Source organism: Pseudomonas sp. B20 (assembly GCF_020515755.1).
GTDB lineage: Bacteria > Pseudomonadota > Gammaproteobacteria > Pseudomonadales > Pseudomonadaceae > Aquipseudomonas > Aquipseudomonas syringae.
Genome location: NZ_JAHPJG010000022.1, coordinates 1 through 14,365, shown reverse-complemented (window position 1 = coordinate 14,365; position 14,365 = coordinate 1). Strand labels below are relative to the sequence as shown.

11 protein-coding genes are annotated in these 14,365 nt (G+C 58.9%); 2 read left to right on the top strand and 9 right to left on the bottom strand.

Features of this window, described 5'->3' with window-relative positions:
• Positions 1-121: 121 nt before the first annotated feature.
• From LIX91_RS20370 to pncA, 4 genes are all read right to left on the bottom strand, one after another.
• Complete coding sequence (locus LIX91_RS20370) at positions 122-1,519, bottom strand: sensor histidine kinase (RefSeq protein WP_003411536.1); 1,398 nt, start codon at positions 1,517-1,519, stop codon at positions 122-124.
• Positions 1,497-2,180: a response regulator transcription factor gene (locus LIX91_RS20365; protein ID WP_003343378.1), complete on the bottom strand. Its 684-nt coding sequence runs from the start codon at positions 2,178-2,180 to the stop codon at positions 1,497-1,499. The genes LIX91_RS20370 and LIX91_RS20365 overlap by 23 nt, the downstream gene beginning before the upstream one ends.
• Before the next feature lie 86 nt (positions 2,181-2,266).
• Complete coding sequence (locus LIX91_RS20360) at positions 2,267-3,202, bottom strand: formate/nitrite transporter family protein (protein ID WP_003411532.1); 936 nt, start codon at positions 3,200-3,202, stop codon at positions 2,267-2,269.
• A gap of 141 nt (positions 3,203-3,343) precedes the next feature.
• A complete protein-coding gene (gene pncA, locus LIX91_RS20355) occupies positions 3,344-3,988 on the bottom strand; it encodes a bifunctional nicotinamidase/pyrazinamidase (protein WP_032702964.1) in 645 nt (214 codons plus the stop codon).
• A 191-nt stretch (positions 3,989-4,179) separates the two neighbouring features.
• Here pncA and LIX91_RS20350 point away from each other — a divergent pair, with 191 nt between their 5' ends.
• Complete coding sequence (locus LIX91_RS20350) at positions 4,180-6,306, top strand: TonB-dependent siderophore receptor (protein WP_003411528.1); 2,127 nt, start codon at positions 4,180-4,182, stop codon at positions 6,304-6,306.
• A gap of 110 nt (positions 6,307-6,416) precedes the next feature.
• On the opposite strand, the gene LIX91_RS20345 is transcribed toward LIX91_RS20350, so the two are convergent.
• From LIX91_RS20345 to LIX91_RS20325, 5 genes are all read right to left on the bottom strand, one after another.
• Positions 6,417-7,664, bottom strand: coding sequence for a cellulase family glycosylhydrolase (locus LIX91_RS20345; RefSeq protein ID WP_032702963.1), 1,248 nt, complete (start codon positions 7,662-7,664; stop codon positions 6,417-6,419).
• Positions 7,665-8,086: 422 nt separating this feature from the next.
• Positions 8,087-9,043 (bottom strand): D-2-hydroxyacid dehydrogenase family protein, encoded by a 957-nt coding sequence (locus LIX91_RS20340; protein ID WP_226489045.1) that lies wholly within the window; start codon positions 9,041-9,043, stop codon positions 8,087-8,089.
• Positions 9,044-9,085: 42 nt separating this feature from the next.
• Positions 9,086-9,739: a DUF1345 domain-containing protein gene (locus LIX91_RS20335; protein ID WP_003417538.1), complete on the bottom strand. Its 654-nt coding sequence runs from the start codon at positions 9,737-9,739 to the stop codon at positions 9,086-9,088.
• Positions 9,740-9,890: 151 nt separating this feature from the next.
• Complete coding sequence (gene gudD, locus LIX91_RS20330) at positions 9,891-11,243, bottom strand: glucarate dehydratase (protein ID WP_046235362.1); 1,353 nt, start codon at positions 11,241-11,243, stop codon at positions 9,891-9,893.
• A gap of 64 nt (positions 11,244-11,307) precedes the next feature.
• Positions 11,308-12,633: an MFS transporter gene (locus LIX91_RS20325; RefSeq protein ID WP_003417534.1), complete on the bottom strand. Its 1,326-nt coding sequence runs from the start codon at positions 12,631-12,633 to the stop codon at positions 11,308-11,310.
• 458 nt (positions 12,634-13,091) lie between these two features.
• On the opposite strand from LIX91_RS20325, the gene LIX91_RS20320 reads away from it, so the two are divergent.
• Positions 13,092-13,805 carry a FadR/GntR family transcriptional regulator gene (locus LIX91_RS20320; RefSeq protein WP_003411521.1) on the top strand — a complete coding sequence of 238 codons (714 nt, stop codon included), beginning with the start codon at positions 13,092-13,094 and terminating at the stop codon, positions 13,803-13,805.
• Positions 13,806-14,365: the final 560 nt, after the last annotated feature.

The window sequence follows — 14,365 nt, the reverse complement described above, 5'->3', positions numbered from 1 at the left end:
TACGCTTGGCAGAACGCGCCAGATTAATATCGAAATCGCTGAAACCCTTGAGCCAGACGCATTAATCTCGTCAAAAAGCAGGCACGATCGTGCAATCAAGGGCTTGGAAGGTGCCTGAATCTCAGGCCAGCGTATTCACTGTGCGGCATTCCAGCAGCAAGCTTGCGCCGCCGTATTCGCTGGTGCCTATTTGCAGTGTAAAACCGTGCAGATTGACGATTGCGGCCACTACCGAGAGACCGAGGCCGAAGCCGCTTTGCTCGGTGCCAGCCTCACTGCGATAGAAGCGCTGGAAGACAGCGGCGCGCTCGGCGACGGGGATGCCAGGCCCGGAATCCTGTACCTCGATGCACGGCGTGGTGCCGCCTGCGGCAGGGTAGGCGCTGACTTTGACGATTCCGCCGCCGGGGGTGAACTTGATTGCGTTGCCTAGCAGATTGGTCAGTGCCTCGAACAGCAGGGCGCGGTCGCCTACCAGGGTGGGTAACGTTTCATGCAGGTCGAGTATCAGGGTGATCTGGTCTTCTTCGGCCAGTGGCAGATAGAAGTCATGCAGCTCCTGCAGCAGTGGACGCAGTTCCACTTCAACGAATGCCGAGCGCCGCTGGCGGTCTTCCAGCTCGGAGATGCGCAGCAGTCCACGAAAGCGTGCCATCAGCGTGTCAGCTTCGCTGATGACCTGGGCAATCTGCGTGGCATGGGTCGAATCGTGGGCTGACTGCTGTTGAATACGGTAAAGCTGCGCACGTAAGCGCGTCAGCGGTGTGCGCAGGTCATGGGCGATGTTGTCGCAGACGCCCTTGACCTCGTTCATGAGTTTTTCGATGCGGTCCAGCATGGCGTTGACGATCACCGCCAGCATGTCTAGCTCATCGCGCCTGTTGGAGACCGGCAGACGGCCGGCCATGTCGCCGGCGATGATCGATTCGGCGCTGGCCTGGATCGCACGGATGCGTCGCAACGGCCGACGGCGTAGCAAGTGCCAGCCGGCAACACCGGGAATAATGGTCAGCGAGATGCCCCACAGCAAGGCATGCAGGATCAGCGTGCTTACCGCAAACAGCGAGCCGTTCTCGCGAACCAGCACCAGCCAGCGGCCGTCCGAGGTGCGGTTGACGATCGCATCGCAACTGCCTTGCGGCATGCCTGGATCGTCCGATTCGATGCAATCGTTCAGTACATGAATCTGGCCGTCGATAGGCAGGTTTTTCGGGACGCTGGTGATAGGCCCGGCAACCGGGCCGAAGTTCTCGTCGAACAGACCGTAGGCATCCACCGAGCGGGTATCGAAGGTCATGCTGGTGGCCAGGGCGTCCACCAGACCCTGGCCCTCGAAGCGTGAAAACAGTTGCTGGCGATGGGTAAGCGACTGGCGGGCGAGTGTGTCCAGATAGGACGTCACTTCCCAGTACAGGACGCCAAGCAGAATCACGCTCCAGGCTACGAACAGCGAGCTGTACAGCGCCAGTAATCGACTTGTGGATGATCGCCAGCCGTCAGACGGGTTCGGCAATGACATAGCCGGATCCTCGCACGGTCTGAATGAGCTGTGCGGTGCCGGGTTGGTCGATCTTCTTGCGCAAACGGCCGATGTGAACGTCGATCAGGTTGGTGCCCGGATCGAAGTGATAGCCCCAGACTTCCTGAAAAATCATCATTCGGGTGATGATCTGTCCGCTGTTGCGCATCAGAAACTCAAGCAGCTTGAATTCGGTGGGCAGCAGGATCAGCGGCTCGCCGCCGCGACACGCTTCCCGAGTGATCAGGTTCAGTTCCAGGTCGGCAACCTGCAAGACCGTCTTGGCGGCGCTGACCGGGTTGCTGCGTCGCAACAACACCTCGACGCGTGCGGCCATCTCATCCGACGCGAAGGGTTTTGGCAGATAGTCATCCCCTCCGGCACGCAGGCCGCGAACGCGCTCGTCCACGTCGGAGAGGGCGCTGATCATCAGGATTGGCGTGGAAATGCCCTGGGCGCGCAAGTGGGTGACGATGGTCAGACCATCCATCTCCGGCAACATGCGGTCCAGAGTAATAAGGTCATAATCGCCACTCACTGCACGCGCCAGGCCGTCACGGCCGTTGTCGACCCAGTCCACTTCCAGCCCGTGGCTGCTGAGTTCGGTCACGATTTCCTTTGCAGTGATGGCATCGTCTTCGATTGCCAGAATTCGGGTCATGGTCCCTGCCTGAATAGATGCGTTCAAAGAGTCATTCTGCCTTTAAAATCCGCCGCGTTTCCTGAAAGAAAGTTTAATGATAGGGATCATATTTCTCGCTTTGCCGCGGAATCCTCTTCCTTGAGCTTCTGCGCTTTCTCCAGGCGACGTTTTTCTTCCTTGTTTTTGCGATCGCGCTCCATTTTCTCTGTGGTGTCTTTTTCACTGCGGATCTGCGCATGGCTGATCAAAGCGAAAATAAAACTGCCACCGATAATGTTGCCCGCCAGCGTGGGGCCTGCGAACGCAAACCAGAAATCCTTCCAGCCCAGCTCACCCGCGAACACAAGATAGGACACTTCGGCCGAACCCACCACGATGTGCGTGAAGTCGCCGAGCGCCATCAGGTAAGTGATAAGCACAATGATCGCTATCTTGGCGTTTTCCATCGACGCGATCATCCAGACCATGGTCGCAATCATCCAGCCCGAGACGATGCCCTTGGAAAACATCTGGGCCAGGTCGTTTTCCATGACCTTATGGCCAATTTCCAGAAACGCCTTGTCTGTGCTGGTATCGAAAATCGGCAGATTGAGCATGACATAGGCCACCGTCAGCGTACCGACCAGGTTGCCGGTCAGAACCACACCCCACAAGCGCAGCAGCCGCCCGATATTGGCCAGGTTCAGCTTGCTCATGACCGGCAGTACAGCCGTGATGGTGTTTTCCGTGAACAATTGCTGGCGTGCCAGAATCACTGCCAGAAACCCTGCCGAATAGCCGAGGCTGCTGATCACATGACTGCCGGGGATGCCTTCGAGGCGCGAGTTCAACAGCCCCATCGCCATCAGCGACAGGCCCATGGTCAGCCCTGCCGCCAGTGCCGACCACCACAGCGCGGCTACGCTGCGCTCCAGTTCGTGGTCGCCCTGCATGCGAATGGTTTCGTGCAACACCGCCGCGCGGGGCGGCTGGTTCTCATCGATCTCGCGCTCTTCCTCGGCTGACAGGCCGGGGGTCTTGCCATCTACTTCGTGATCCATACAACGTCCTCAGCGCCAGTGATGAAATGGACCGACCGGGGCAATGTCGAGCCGATGGTTCAGACAGGCGCCGCGCGCTGTCGTTCGCCAGCAGCGGGGCGTATCGAGAAATGTTTGAGCCAGTTGGCAGAATGTGTCGGTCTAGCCCAGCAGATCGGCGCTCTGCACGCGCTCGATACCCATGCCCAGCATGGTCTTCCAGGCGTGATCCAGCGAGCCGTTCATATCGATGGCGCGACAGGCGTCTTCGACCACAAAGGTGTTGAAACCGGCACTGCGTGCATCCTGCGCCGACCAGGCGACACAGAAGTCCAGCGCCAGCCCGACCACGAACAGCGTATCGATGCCGCGCTCTGTCAGGTACCCGGCCAGCCCGGTGCGGGTCGTGCGGTCTGCCTCCAGAAATGCCGAGTAACTGTCGATATGCGCATTGCAGCCCTTGCGCAGGACCAGTTGCGCGTGAGGCAGATCGAGGTCGGCATGCAACTGCGCACCGTGGCTGCCTTGCACGCAATGATCCGGCCACAGCGTCTGCGGACCGTAGGGCAGGGTAATGCTCTCGAACGGCAGGCGCTGCGCATGGCTGGACGCAAAGGAAATGTGCCCGGCAGGGTGCCAGTCCTGTGTGATGACCACTTGGGAAAAGCGCGCACCCAGGCGATTGATCAGCGGCAGCAGCGCATCGCCGTCAGCCACCGCCAGTTGCCCGCCGGGCATGAAGTCGTATTGCATGTCGATTACCAGCAAGGCGCAACGAGGATCGGCAGGCTTGTGGGAAAGGGGCATCGTGGGTTCTCTGGTAAGGAGCAATGAGCGCAGTTTGCCTGTTTATCGCCACATTGGCTAAGCATCATGTCTGGCCTGTGCGAGAGTATTTTTTGGGAATTTGTATCAGGCGTTAATACGAATCTGTACTATTCGCAAAAAATCCTGCCGGGTCCCAAGAGGCCTGGTTTCTTGCCAAGGGCTGCATGTCGATGCGTCGTACTCTCGTTTCACTTTGCGTTATCCAGGCTATCTCTCAAGCGGCCTGGGCTGATCAGGTGGCTGGCGTCCAGCCTGCCATGGAGTTGCAGAACATCGATATCCAGGGCGCCGCCAATGCCGAAACGGCACAAGGGCCGGTCGATGGTTATCGGGCCACACGGTCTGCCAGCGCCACGCGTACCGATACCTCGCTGCACGAAACCCCGCAATCGGTCAGCGTCGTGACCCGCGAGGCGGTCGAGGACATTGGCTCCACACGTTTGCAGGATGCTCTCGACTACGCGGGTGGCGTCGGTCGAGCCAACAACTTCGGCGGCCAGGGGCTGACCACATTTACAGTGCGCGGCTTCACCACCGGCGAGTTCTACCGCAACGGTTTCCCGATCAATCGCGGTTATCCGAACATGCCGGACGCCAACACCATAGAGCGCCTTGAGGTGCTGCGTGGTCCGGCCACCACGCTTTACGGCCGCGGCGATCCGGGCGGCACCTTCAATGTGGTTTCCAAACAGCCGCTGGCCGAGCCTTCCGTAACGCTGGGCAGTCAGCTCAATGATCAGGGCATGAAGCGCGGAACGCTGGATGCCTCCGGGCCACTGGATGACGAAGGGCGTTTCGCCTATCGCCTGAATGTGGTGGGTGAGGGCGGCGATACGTTCCGTGACCACGTCGAAACCGAGCGCTATGGCGTGGCGCCGGTATTGAGCTGGCAGGTCAACGACGCCACGCGCATCACCTTCGAAGGCGACTTCATGCGCAACAACGCGCCGCTGGATCGTGGCCTGACGCGGTATGCCAATCAGACGGGTACCGCTTCCCGCGACACGTTCTTCGGCGAGAAGAGTGTGGGCAAGCTGCATAACGACAACAACATGGCACAACTGCGCTTCGAGCATGACCTCAACCCGGACTGGACGCTGGGCGGTGGCGTGCAGATCCTTGATGGTTCCCTGCAAGGCGATGCCATCGAGGCCAACGGGCTGGCGGCGGACGGCCGCACCCTCGGGCGCAACTTCAACTATCGCAAGCTGGAATGGACCGATCGCGATGTGCAATTGAACCTGACCGGGCATTTTTCTGCGGGCGGTTTCGAGCACACGCTGCTGACCGGTGTCGAGTATGAAGATTATGACTACAAGTCGATCATTCAACGCTCCAGCGGTGCAGTCAGTGCCTACCCGATCGACATCTTCAATCCGGTTTACGGCCAGGCTCGTCCGGCACTGACCCGAACGACAACCCACGACAAGGAGAACCTCAAGACCTGGGCTGCCTTCGTGCAGGATCAGGTGGCCCTGACCGAGCGCCTGAAGCTGCTGGGCGGTGTGCGTCTGGAGCGTTTCGAACACGATTACGATTCTTTCCTGCCCGGCACCAGCAGCTGGACTGCCAGCGATAACGCCGTCACACCGCGCCTTGGCCTGAGCTACGACCTGACCGACGACCTTGCCGTCTACGCCACCACCGCTCGCTCGTTCAAGCCCAACAGCGGCGCCAGCCGACTGGGCGGCGGGTTCAAGCCGGAGGAGGGAAAATCCTATGAAATCGGAACCAAGTGGGAGGCGCTGGACGGGCAACTGAGTGTCGACACGGCGATCTATCAGATCGAAAAGCGTAACGTGCTGACCACCGACCCGGTCGATTCAACGTTCAGTGTGGCGGCGGGCGAGGTGCGCAGTCGCGGCCTGGACCTGAACGTGGTCGGCAACCTGACGCCCGAGTGGCGGGTAATGGGCAGCTACGCCTACGTGGACGCCGAGGTTACCAAGGACAACACGCTGCGGTCCGGTACACGGCTGATGAACATCCCCGAGCAAACGTTCAGCCTGCTCAACGTCTACGAGTTTCAGGACGGCGCCCTGCGTGGCCTGGGCCTGGGCGGCGGCGGTCGCTATGTCGACCAGCGCGCCGGGCGTACGGCCAACACTTCTTTCTCGATGGACAGCTATACGGTGTTTGACCTGCTGGCCTATTACAAGGTCAACCCGCACGTGAAGCTCAATCTGGACCTGAAGAATGTGTTCGACACAGACTATGAGGAGGGCTCTTTCGGCAATGTCTATGCCTATCCGGGGGCACCACGGACGGTGCAGGTGGGGATTGCCTATACGTTGTGATGCCGTGTGCCGGTATCGGGTTCTGATGGAGAAAGCCTGACCCTTTCAAGGGCAGGTTCAGCAGCGTGCGTAATGGGCGCCGGCCCTTGTGCACACGCAGCCGTGCATCATCAGTACTGATCGGCCGTTGAAAAACCGGCACGATGGCGAAGTTTGCCCCCTTGGAACTGTTCCTTGCCGGGTAAAATGTCCGCTCCGGCTGCTTTGAGAGCGCTCATATTATCCCGCAAGGCATTAGTGGCGGCGTCCTTTTGCTGGAAGGTATTGGCTGCTGTCAGGTTGGCATTACCCACTTCGCCAATCTGGAATTTATAGCCAGCCTCTTTCAATGCCTTGATCTGGCTGGCGAGTCGCGAAGAGGCTTCGCTTTCTCTGGCATACACATGAAAACTTCCAATCAAGGCTGGGTTGTCGTCGCCATTGGCAGCCTTTAATTGAACGGCAAACTTGACCAGGCCGCTTTGCGGACCTGCGGTCAGGCCACCCCCCCAATTGCTGTCCTCGACAACAATACTTCCTTTATAACCGGCATCGCGCGCGGATTTAATTAACGTGGTCTGCATGTCGGCCCATTCCTGACTTGCGCTTTTACCGCCCTGATGGAAGGTATCCAGTACAAAGCCTGTACGACTGCCAAACCTTTTGACAATGGTACTGATGTCGGCCGAGGCCTGCTTCAATTTGTCTCCCGTCAGCACGTTTCCGCTACCCTGGTTCGCATCGTCGCGGAACGTGAACTGAACTTTTACACCCTGTTTGCCCCCTTCACTGAGCAATGCCCTGAGCTTATCCAACTGCCTGCTGTCCTTGATCTGATCGTGCGTCATCTGAAAGCGCAAGGTTCCGCCTCCAATCGCTTTCAGGTCCTGAATCATCTTCGTAGCAGCGGCAGGTGTGGCGATATCATCAGGATTGACGTTGGCTCCCCCGCGCAAGACGGGCTCGGCGGTTTTGACGGGCTCGGAAGCGGAAACCTTGTCTTTGTCTTTGACTTTTGTATCTGGCTCGGCAGAGGTCGTGTTGTCTTTGACAGTGGCCACGTCATTGAGCACGGCCTTGGTATCGTCCTGACTGACGCGCGTTTTTTGACTGGCAAGTAACGCCGTGTCCGACGAGGATGCTCCATTCTCCAGCGATTGAGCATTTCGCTTGAACATTGCTCTGGTATAGACCGGAGAGGTTTGCGCCGCTTCAGCGGAGCGCCTGTCGGAAGGGGTGTAGGTATCGAGTTTCGTCTGCGTATCCGAAGTTGCACCCGTCGTGCCAGCGCTCGCCGGTTCCGGGGGCCTGTCTGCCACGACAGGTTTCTCATTAGCTGCCATGAGGCTGTCATGTGGCCTGGCTGAGCGGATATTCATCGGATGTCTCAGTGGTCTGTGCGAAAAGTGACTGCGCCTGATAAAGCAGGAGAATGAATATCGAGGCAGGCGATAATGTATGGAATGACAATGTTCATATGAGCACGTCGAAAACTTAATATAACGATTGTGCAGCTGTTTCCATGTTTCTGTTGTTTATCGATACTCGGGCTCATCAGGGTGCAATTATATTCCGAGCATTGTCCATCGGGCGAGCAGGTTCGCATAGAACTTATTTTCCGTGCAGCAAAGTCTTCACGGTTAATGTGGTTCTGGTCTTTTTTGTCCGAAGTACTGGTCGTTTACTGGCCTGGAAATGGGGGCCGACCGCGAGACTGGTGGTGAGGCTTTACAGGGGGCGACACGCAACGCCCGGACGCAGCGTGGCACCCATAGGTTACAGCGTGATGCTGCATGACTCTTCAGCCAAATACCCGGATCGGCGACCCTGCATGCCACGCCTGGATATCTTCGATCATCTGCCCGTAGAAAGTCCGGTAGTTGTTCTCGGTGACGTAACCGATGTGCGGGGTCGCCAGCACGTTGTCCAGCGTGCGGAACGGGTGATCGGCCGGCAGTGGTTCGATGTCGAAGACGTCCAGCGCTGCGCCGGCGATTCTGCGCTGTTGCAGTGTTTCGATCAGCGCGGCCTGATCGATGATCGGGCCGCGTGACGAGTTGATCAGATAAGCGCCGGGCTTCATCCAGTTCAGTGCTTCTGCGTCCACCAGGCCGCGGCTGCGATCGCTGAGCACCAGATGCACCGACAGCACATCGGCCTGTTCGAACAGTTGCTGTTTGCTGACATAGGTGACGCCGGACTCGGCAGCAGCCTCTGGCGTCAGGTTCTGGCTCCAGGCAATGACTTTCATGCCGAATGCCTGCCCGTAGCGGGCGATCCACTTACCGATACTGCCCAGACCGAGAATGCCCAGGGTTTTGCCATACAGATCGCTGCCCAGTCCGACCTGCCAATTGCCGGCACGCAGCGAGTTGGCTTCGGCCACCAGGTTGCGAGTGATGCCCATGATCAGCGCCCAGGTCAGCTCCGGTGCCGCATGCTTATAGCTTTCGGTTCCGCACACCACAATGCCCTGACGCTTGGCCGCAGCCGTATCGATCGCCGCATTGCGCATGCCGCCGGTGACCAGCAGTTTCAGCGCCGGCAGCTGGCTGAGCAGCGCCGCATCGAATAGGGTTCGCTCGCGCATCACGCAAATGATGTCGAAGTCTCGCAGGCGCTGCGCCATGGTCGATGTATCGGCAGGGTAGTCATGCAGAAAACTGACCTTGCCCACTGGATGGAGCACGGACCAGTCCACTACAGTGCTGGCGACGTTTTGCCAGTCATCGAGTACCGCTATTTTCAATGGGGTCATCGTCTGAAGGCCTCTTGATGGGATTGTTTTTCAAGGCCAGCGCTAATTGAACAGGCTGGCGGCGATGTTGATCGAAAAACCCAGAATCGCGGTGTTGAACACAAAACAGATCAATGACTGGCCGAGCACGACCCTGCGCATTTCACGCGTCGCTACGCCCACATCGGAGGTTTGCACTGCGACGCTGAGGGTGAACGAAAAGTACAGAAAGTCCCAGTAATCGGGGTTCTTTTCACCGCCCACAAATGCCAGTGCGGGCTCTTTGCCTTTCCAGGTGTAGAACATGCGTGCGTAATGCAGGCTGAAGATCACGCCGATCATCAGCCAGGAGCCGATGACCGTCAGGCCGGTGAAGGCGTGGTGAAGCATCTTGGCGTCGTTGGAAAGGCCTTTGCTGTTGGCGATTTCAAAAATGATCGCGGCCAGGCTGGCCAGCGCCGCGACGCAGACCGTGACCAGAATGACGCCTGCGTTTTCGTCTTCCCTCATCGCGACTCGCCGCACATCGTCGGCGTCGCTGCGCAGCGTGCGGATGAAAATCATGATCAGATAAAGCCATACCCCCGTGTCCCAGCCAGTCAGCAGGCTCTGGGTCAGTGTCGAGTGGGGGATGAGCCAGGACCAGGCGATGCCTGCGGTCAGGCCGACCAGAGCGGCAAGGGTGAGGCGAGGGCGGGTGCGGGCGAGATGGCGCATGCGGTCTAATCGTTACTGGACATTACCAGACAGTAGCATGCCGCTTCGGCCAGCCAAATTCGATTAAAAAAACGGCGCGCAAGGGGGTTGCGCGCCGTGTGCCAGCCAGAGAGTGAACAGGCGGCGAGTCAACTGCGAATGTCAGACCGATTCAACGCACCAGGCAAGGCTGCTTGTTGTTGAATTTCCAGTCCGGGATCAGAAACTGCATGGCCACGGCGTCGTTACGCGCGCCCAGGCCCATGCCTTTATAGAGTTCGTGAGCCTTGGCCAGCTGGTCCATGTCCAGTTCGACACCGAGCCCTGGTTTCTTCGGAACCTCGACCTTGCCACCGACGATTTGCAGCGGCGCCTTGGTCAGACGCTGGCCGTCCTGCCAGATCCAGTGCGTATCGATCGCGGTGATAGTGCCCGGCGCTGCAGCGGCCACGTGGGTGAACATCGCCAGGGAAATATCAAAATGGTTGTTGGAGTGCGAGCCCCAGGTCAGGCCCCACTCGTTGCACATCTGCGCCACCCGTACCGAGCCCTGCATGGTCCAGAAGTGCGGGTCGGCCAGTGGAATGTCCACTGACTGCAGCTGAATGGCGTGACCCATTTCCCGCCAGTCGGTGGCGATCATGTTGGTGGCTGTCTTGAGTCCGGTAGCGCGGCGGAATTCGGCCATCACTTCGCGACCGGAATAACCGTTTTCTGCGCCGCACGGATCTTCGGCGTAGGCCAGCACATGATGCTGATCGCGGCACAGGCGGATCGCTTCCTTGAGCGACCAGGCACCATTGGGGTCCAGCGTAATGCGCGCCTCAGGGAAGCGTTCGGCGAGCGCCGTCACTGCTTCGATTTCCTGGTCGCCGCTCAACACGCCGCCCTTGAGCTTGAAGTCCTGAAAGCCGTAACGCTGATGCGCGGCTTCGGCCAGGCGCACCACGGCCTCTGGAGTCAGTGCTTCTTCATGGCGGATACGGAACCAGTCGTTGTCGGCCTCCGGTTCGCTGCGGTAGGCCAGATCGGTCTTGCGCTGGTCGCCAACATAAAACAGGTAACCGAGCATTTCGACCTGATCGCGCTGCTGACCTTCGCCCAACAGCGCCGCAACCGGTACTTCCAGATGCTGGCCGAGCAGGTCGAGGAGCGCCGCTTCCAGCGCGGTGACCGCATGAATGGCAATGCGCAGGTCGAACGTCTGCAAGCCACGGCCACCGGAGTCCCGATCGGCAAACGCCTTGCGTGCCTCGTTAAGAATCTTCTGGTAAGTGCCAATGCTGCTGCCGACGACCAGCGATCGCGCGTCTTCCAGCGTCTGGCGAATCAGCTCGCCGCCAGGCACTTCGCCCACACCGACATGCCCGGCATTGTCCTTGAGAATGACCACGTTGCGGGTGAAGTAGGGGCCATGTGCGCCGCTCAGGTTGAGCAGCATGTCGTCATGGCCCGCTACGGGCACAACCTGCATCTCGGTAATGACGGGGGCCTTGCTGGTGATATTGGATTGCTGAATGTTCATGACGGGTCCTTTAAACGTAAGGCCTTGAAAATATGACCGATGAAAAAGCGGCTGCGCACGTGCATCAGTGGGTTGCCGGCGTCTGAATGGCGGCGACCGGCGTCGCGCCAGGCTTGGGGTTATTGCGCGCGGCGAAAACGATGATCGCGGCGATGATCGAAGTGGCTGTCAGGCCGTACAGTCCGCCCTGGATCGAACCGGTGTGTTCTTCCAGCAGGCCGAATGTGGTGGGTGCCACGAAGCCGCCGAGGTTGCCCACCGAATTGATCAGCGCGATGACCGCAGCGGCGATCCGCGCGTCCAGATAGGCCTGCGGGATTGGCCAGAACAACGAAGAAGCCGACTTGAAACCCAGTGCTGCAAAGCAGATGGCGACGAAGGCGAAGATCGGACTGCCGGTGGTCGACATGAACATCCCGGCAGCAGCAATCAGCAGCGCAATGGCTACCCAGGCCTGCTGACGTTTCCACTTGGCGGACAGCGTGGCGAACACGTACATGCCGATGATCGACAGTAGCCACGGAATCGAGTTGAACATGCCGACTTCGAAGTCAGTCAGGCTGCCCATTTTGCGGATAATGCTCGGCAGCCAGAACGTTGCTGCGTAAATCGTCAGCTGGATGAAGAAGTAGATCAGGCAGAACAGAATGATCTGACTGTCCTTGAGCAGCTTGCCGATGGAGGCCTTGACCGGCGTCGCCGCTTCACGGGCAGCCTGTTCGGCATCGATGGCGTTGACCAGTGCATCCTGTTCTTCGCGGGTCAGCCACTTGGCATCGTGCGGTTTGGAGTCCAGCCAGAACCAGACGAAGAAGCACAGACCGACCGAGAACATGCCTTCGATGAAGTACATCCACTGCCAGCCTTTCAGGCCGAAACCGGTGATTTGCAGCAGCAGGCCGGACAACGGGCCCGAGATCAGCGAGGCAATGGCCGAGCCGCTGAGGAAGATGGCAATCGCCTTGCCACGCTCGACGCCGGGCAGCCAGCGGGTGAAGTAGTAGATCACGCCTGGAAAGAAACCGGCCTCGGCCACACCGAGCAGAAAGCGCAAGATGTAGAAGTGGGTTTCGGTCTGGATGAAGGCCATGCAGGCGGCGACGATGCCCCAGGTGAGCATGATTCGCGTCAGCCAGATACGCGCGCCGACTTTCTGCAGCAGGATGTTGGAAGGGACTTCGAAAAGGGCGTAGCCGATGAAGAACAGTCCGGCACCCAGGCCATAGGCTGCAGCGCCGATACCCAGGTCATGCTCCATGTGCGAACGCACGAAGCCGATGTTGACCCGGTCGATGTAGTTGACGATGAACATGATGACGAAAAGCGGCAGGACGTGACGTTTGACCTTCGATACGGCTGAATTCAGAACCGAACCTGTGCCGTCGGCCATCCTGGAATTGGATGTGCTCACAGTTGAATCTCCCACTCGTTGTTTTTATGCGGGTATGTGCGAAGTGTGTCCTTCGCATTGTCGGTCATCATACAAGTAAAAAGCCGTTGTGCAATCCCTTCGCAGTGATGATCTGCGAGATTATTAAACCGGAGGCACTCGCCTTCGTGCAGGTGTGCGGGACGTATGTGGTCGCGGTTAATTAAGGTTTTGACCAATAAATGCTGGGATTTCGCTTGTGTGCATCAGTTGAGGGTGGCGGGTGCCATTGAGCGCAACGGCTGACGGAAGGCAGGGTGGACGGAAGCGGGCGCTTTGACAGGTGGGAATGCTTGTAATACAAGTAAGACAACTACGCAGGGCTGTTAAACCCGGCTTCTGGCCGCTCCCGGCCCCGTATTCGCGCTGCCACGGCCGTGATACGGCAGCATAAACAGACAAGTCAGGATCCGTTCATCATGCAAGAGCCTGCCAGCACAGCGCCCAAACGCCGTCAGCACAGCCTGGCCACCGATCTGGTCACCGAACTGAGCCAGCGCATCCTGCTTGGCAAGATCGCTCCCGGCCAGAAGTTGCCTTCCGAGAACCAGATCGTCCGCGAGCATGGCGTCAGCCGCACCGTGGTGCGTGAAGCGATTTCCAAGTTGCAGGCGTCCGGGCTGGTGGTGACCCATCACGGCATCGGCACATTCGTACTCGAGCGCAGTGACCAGACGGGGCTGCGCCTCAAGGTCGAGACCGTTTCCAGAGTGCGCGATATCATCGAACTGCGTATCGGCCTGGAAACCCAGGCCGTGGCGCTGGCGGCTGTGCGCCGTACCGATGAGCAACTGGCAGCCATGCGTCAGGCGCTGGATGATTATCAGGACCTGCTGGCCAACGACGACAGCTGCGTCGAGGCTGACAAACGCTTTCACATGTTGATCGCCGAAGCCACCGGCAACCCGTATTTTCTGGAGATCATGCAACACTTGGGCAGCGCGGTCATTCCGCGCAGCCGCATTGCCTCGAGCGAGCGGGCAGGCAACAACCTTGCGCATCAGGGCTACCTGGCCAACCTCGAACACGAAGCACTGCTCAGCGCCATTCGCCGCAAGGACCCGGATGCCGCGCGTGCAGCGATGTGGACGCACCTGAGCAACAGCCGTGAGCGGCTGGTTCCTCTGGAGTAGCCGCGAACGTGTTTGCTCGCACAAGGGGCCCCCATGCTTGAGCGTAGGGCAAAAATGTAGGAGCTAACGTGTTCGCGAAAGGGCCCGCACAGCCGCAGAAGATTCGGCGTTCAAAACGACGCCTTAGCGAACAAGTTCGCTACCACAGAAGCCCTCCATGCTTGAGCGTACGGCAAAAATGTAGGAGCGAACTTGTTCGCGAAAGGGCCCGCACAGCCGCAGAAGATTTGGCGTTCAAAGCAACGCCTTCGCGAACAAGTTCGCTCCTACAAAAGTCCCCATGCTTGAGCGTAGGGCAAAAATGTAGGAGCTAACGTGTTCGCGAAAGGGCCCTTACAGCCGCAGAAGATTTGGTGTTCAAAACACCGCCTTCGCGAACAAGTTCGCTCCTAAAAAAGCCCATGCTTGAGCGTACGGCAAAATGTAGGAGCGAACGTGTTCGCGAAAGGGCCCGCACAGCCGCAGAAGATTTGGTGTTCAAAACACCGCCTTCGCGAACAAGTTCGTTCCTACAAAAGCCCATGCTTGAGCGTACGTAAGCGTCTGGTGAAGTCGTCTGG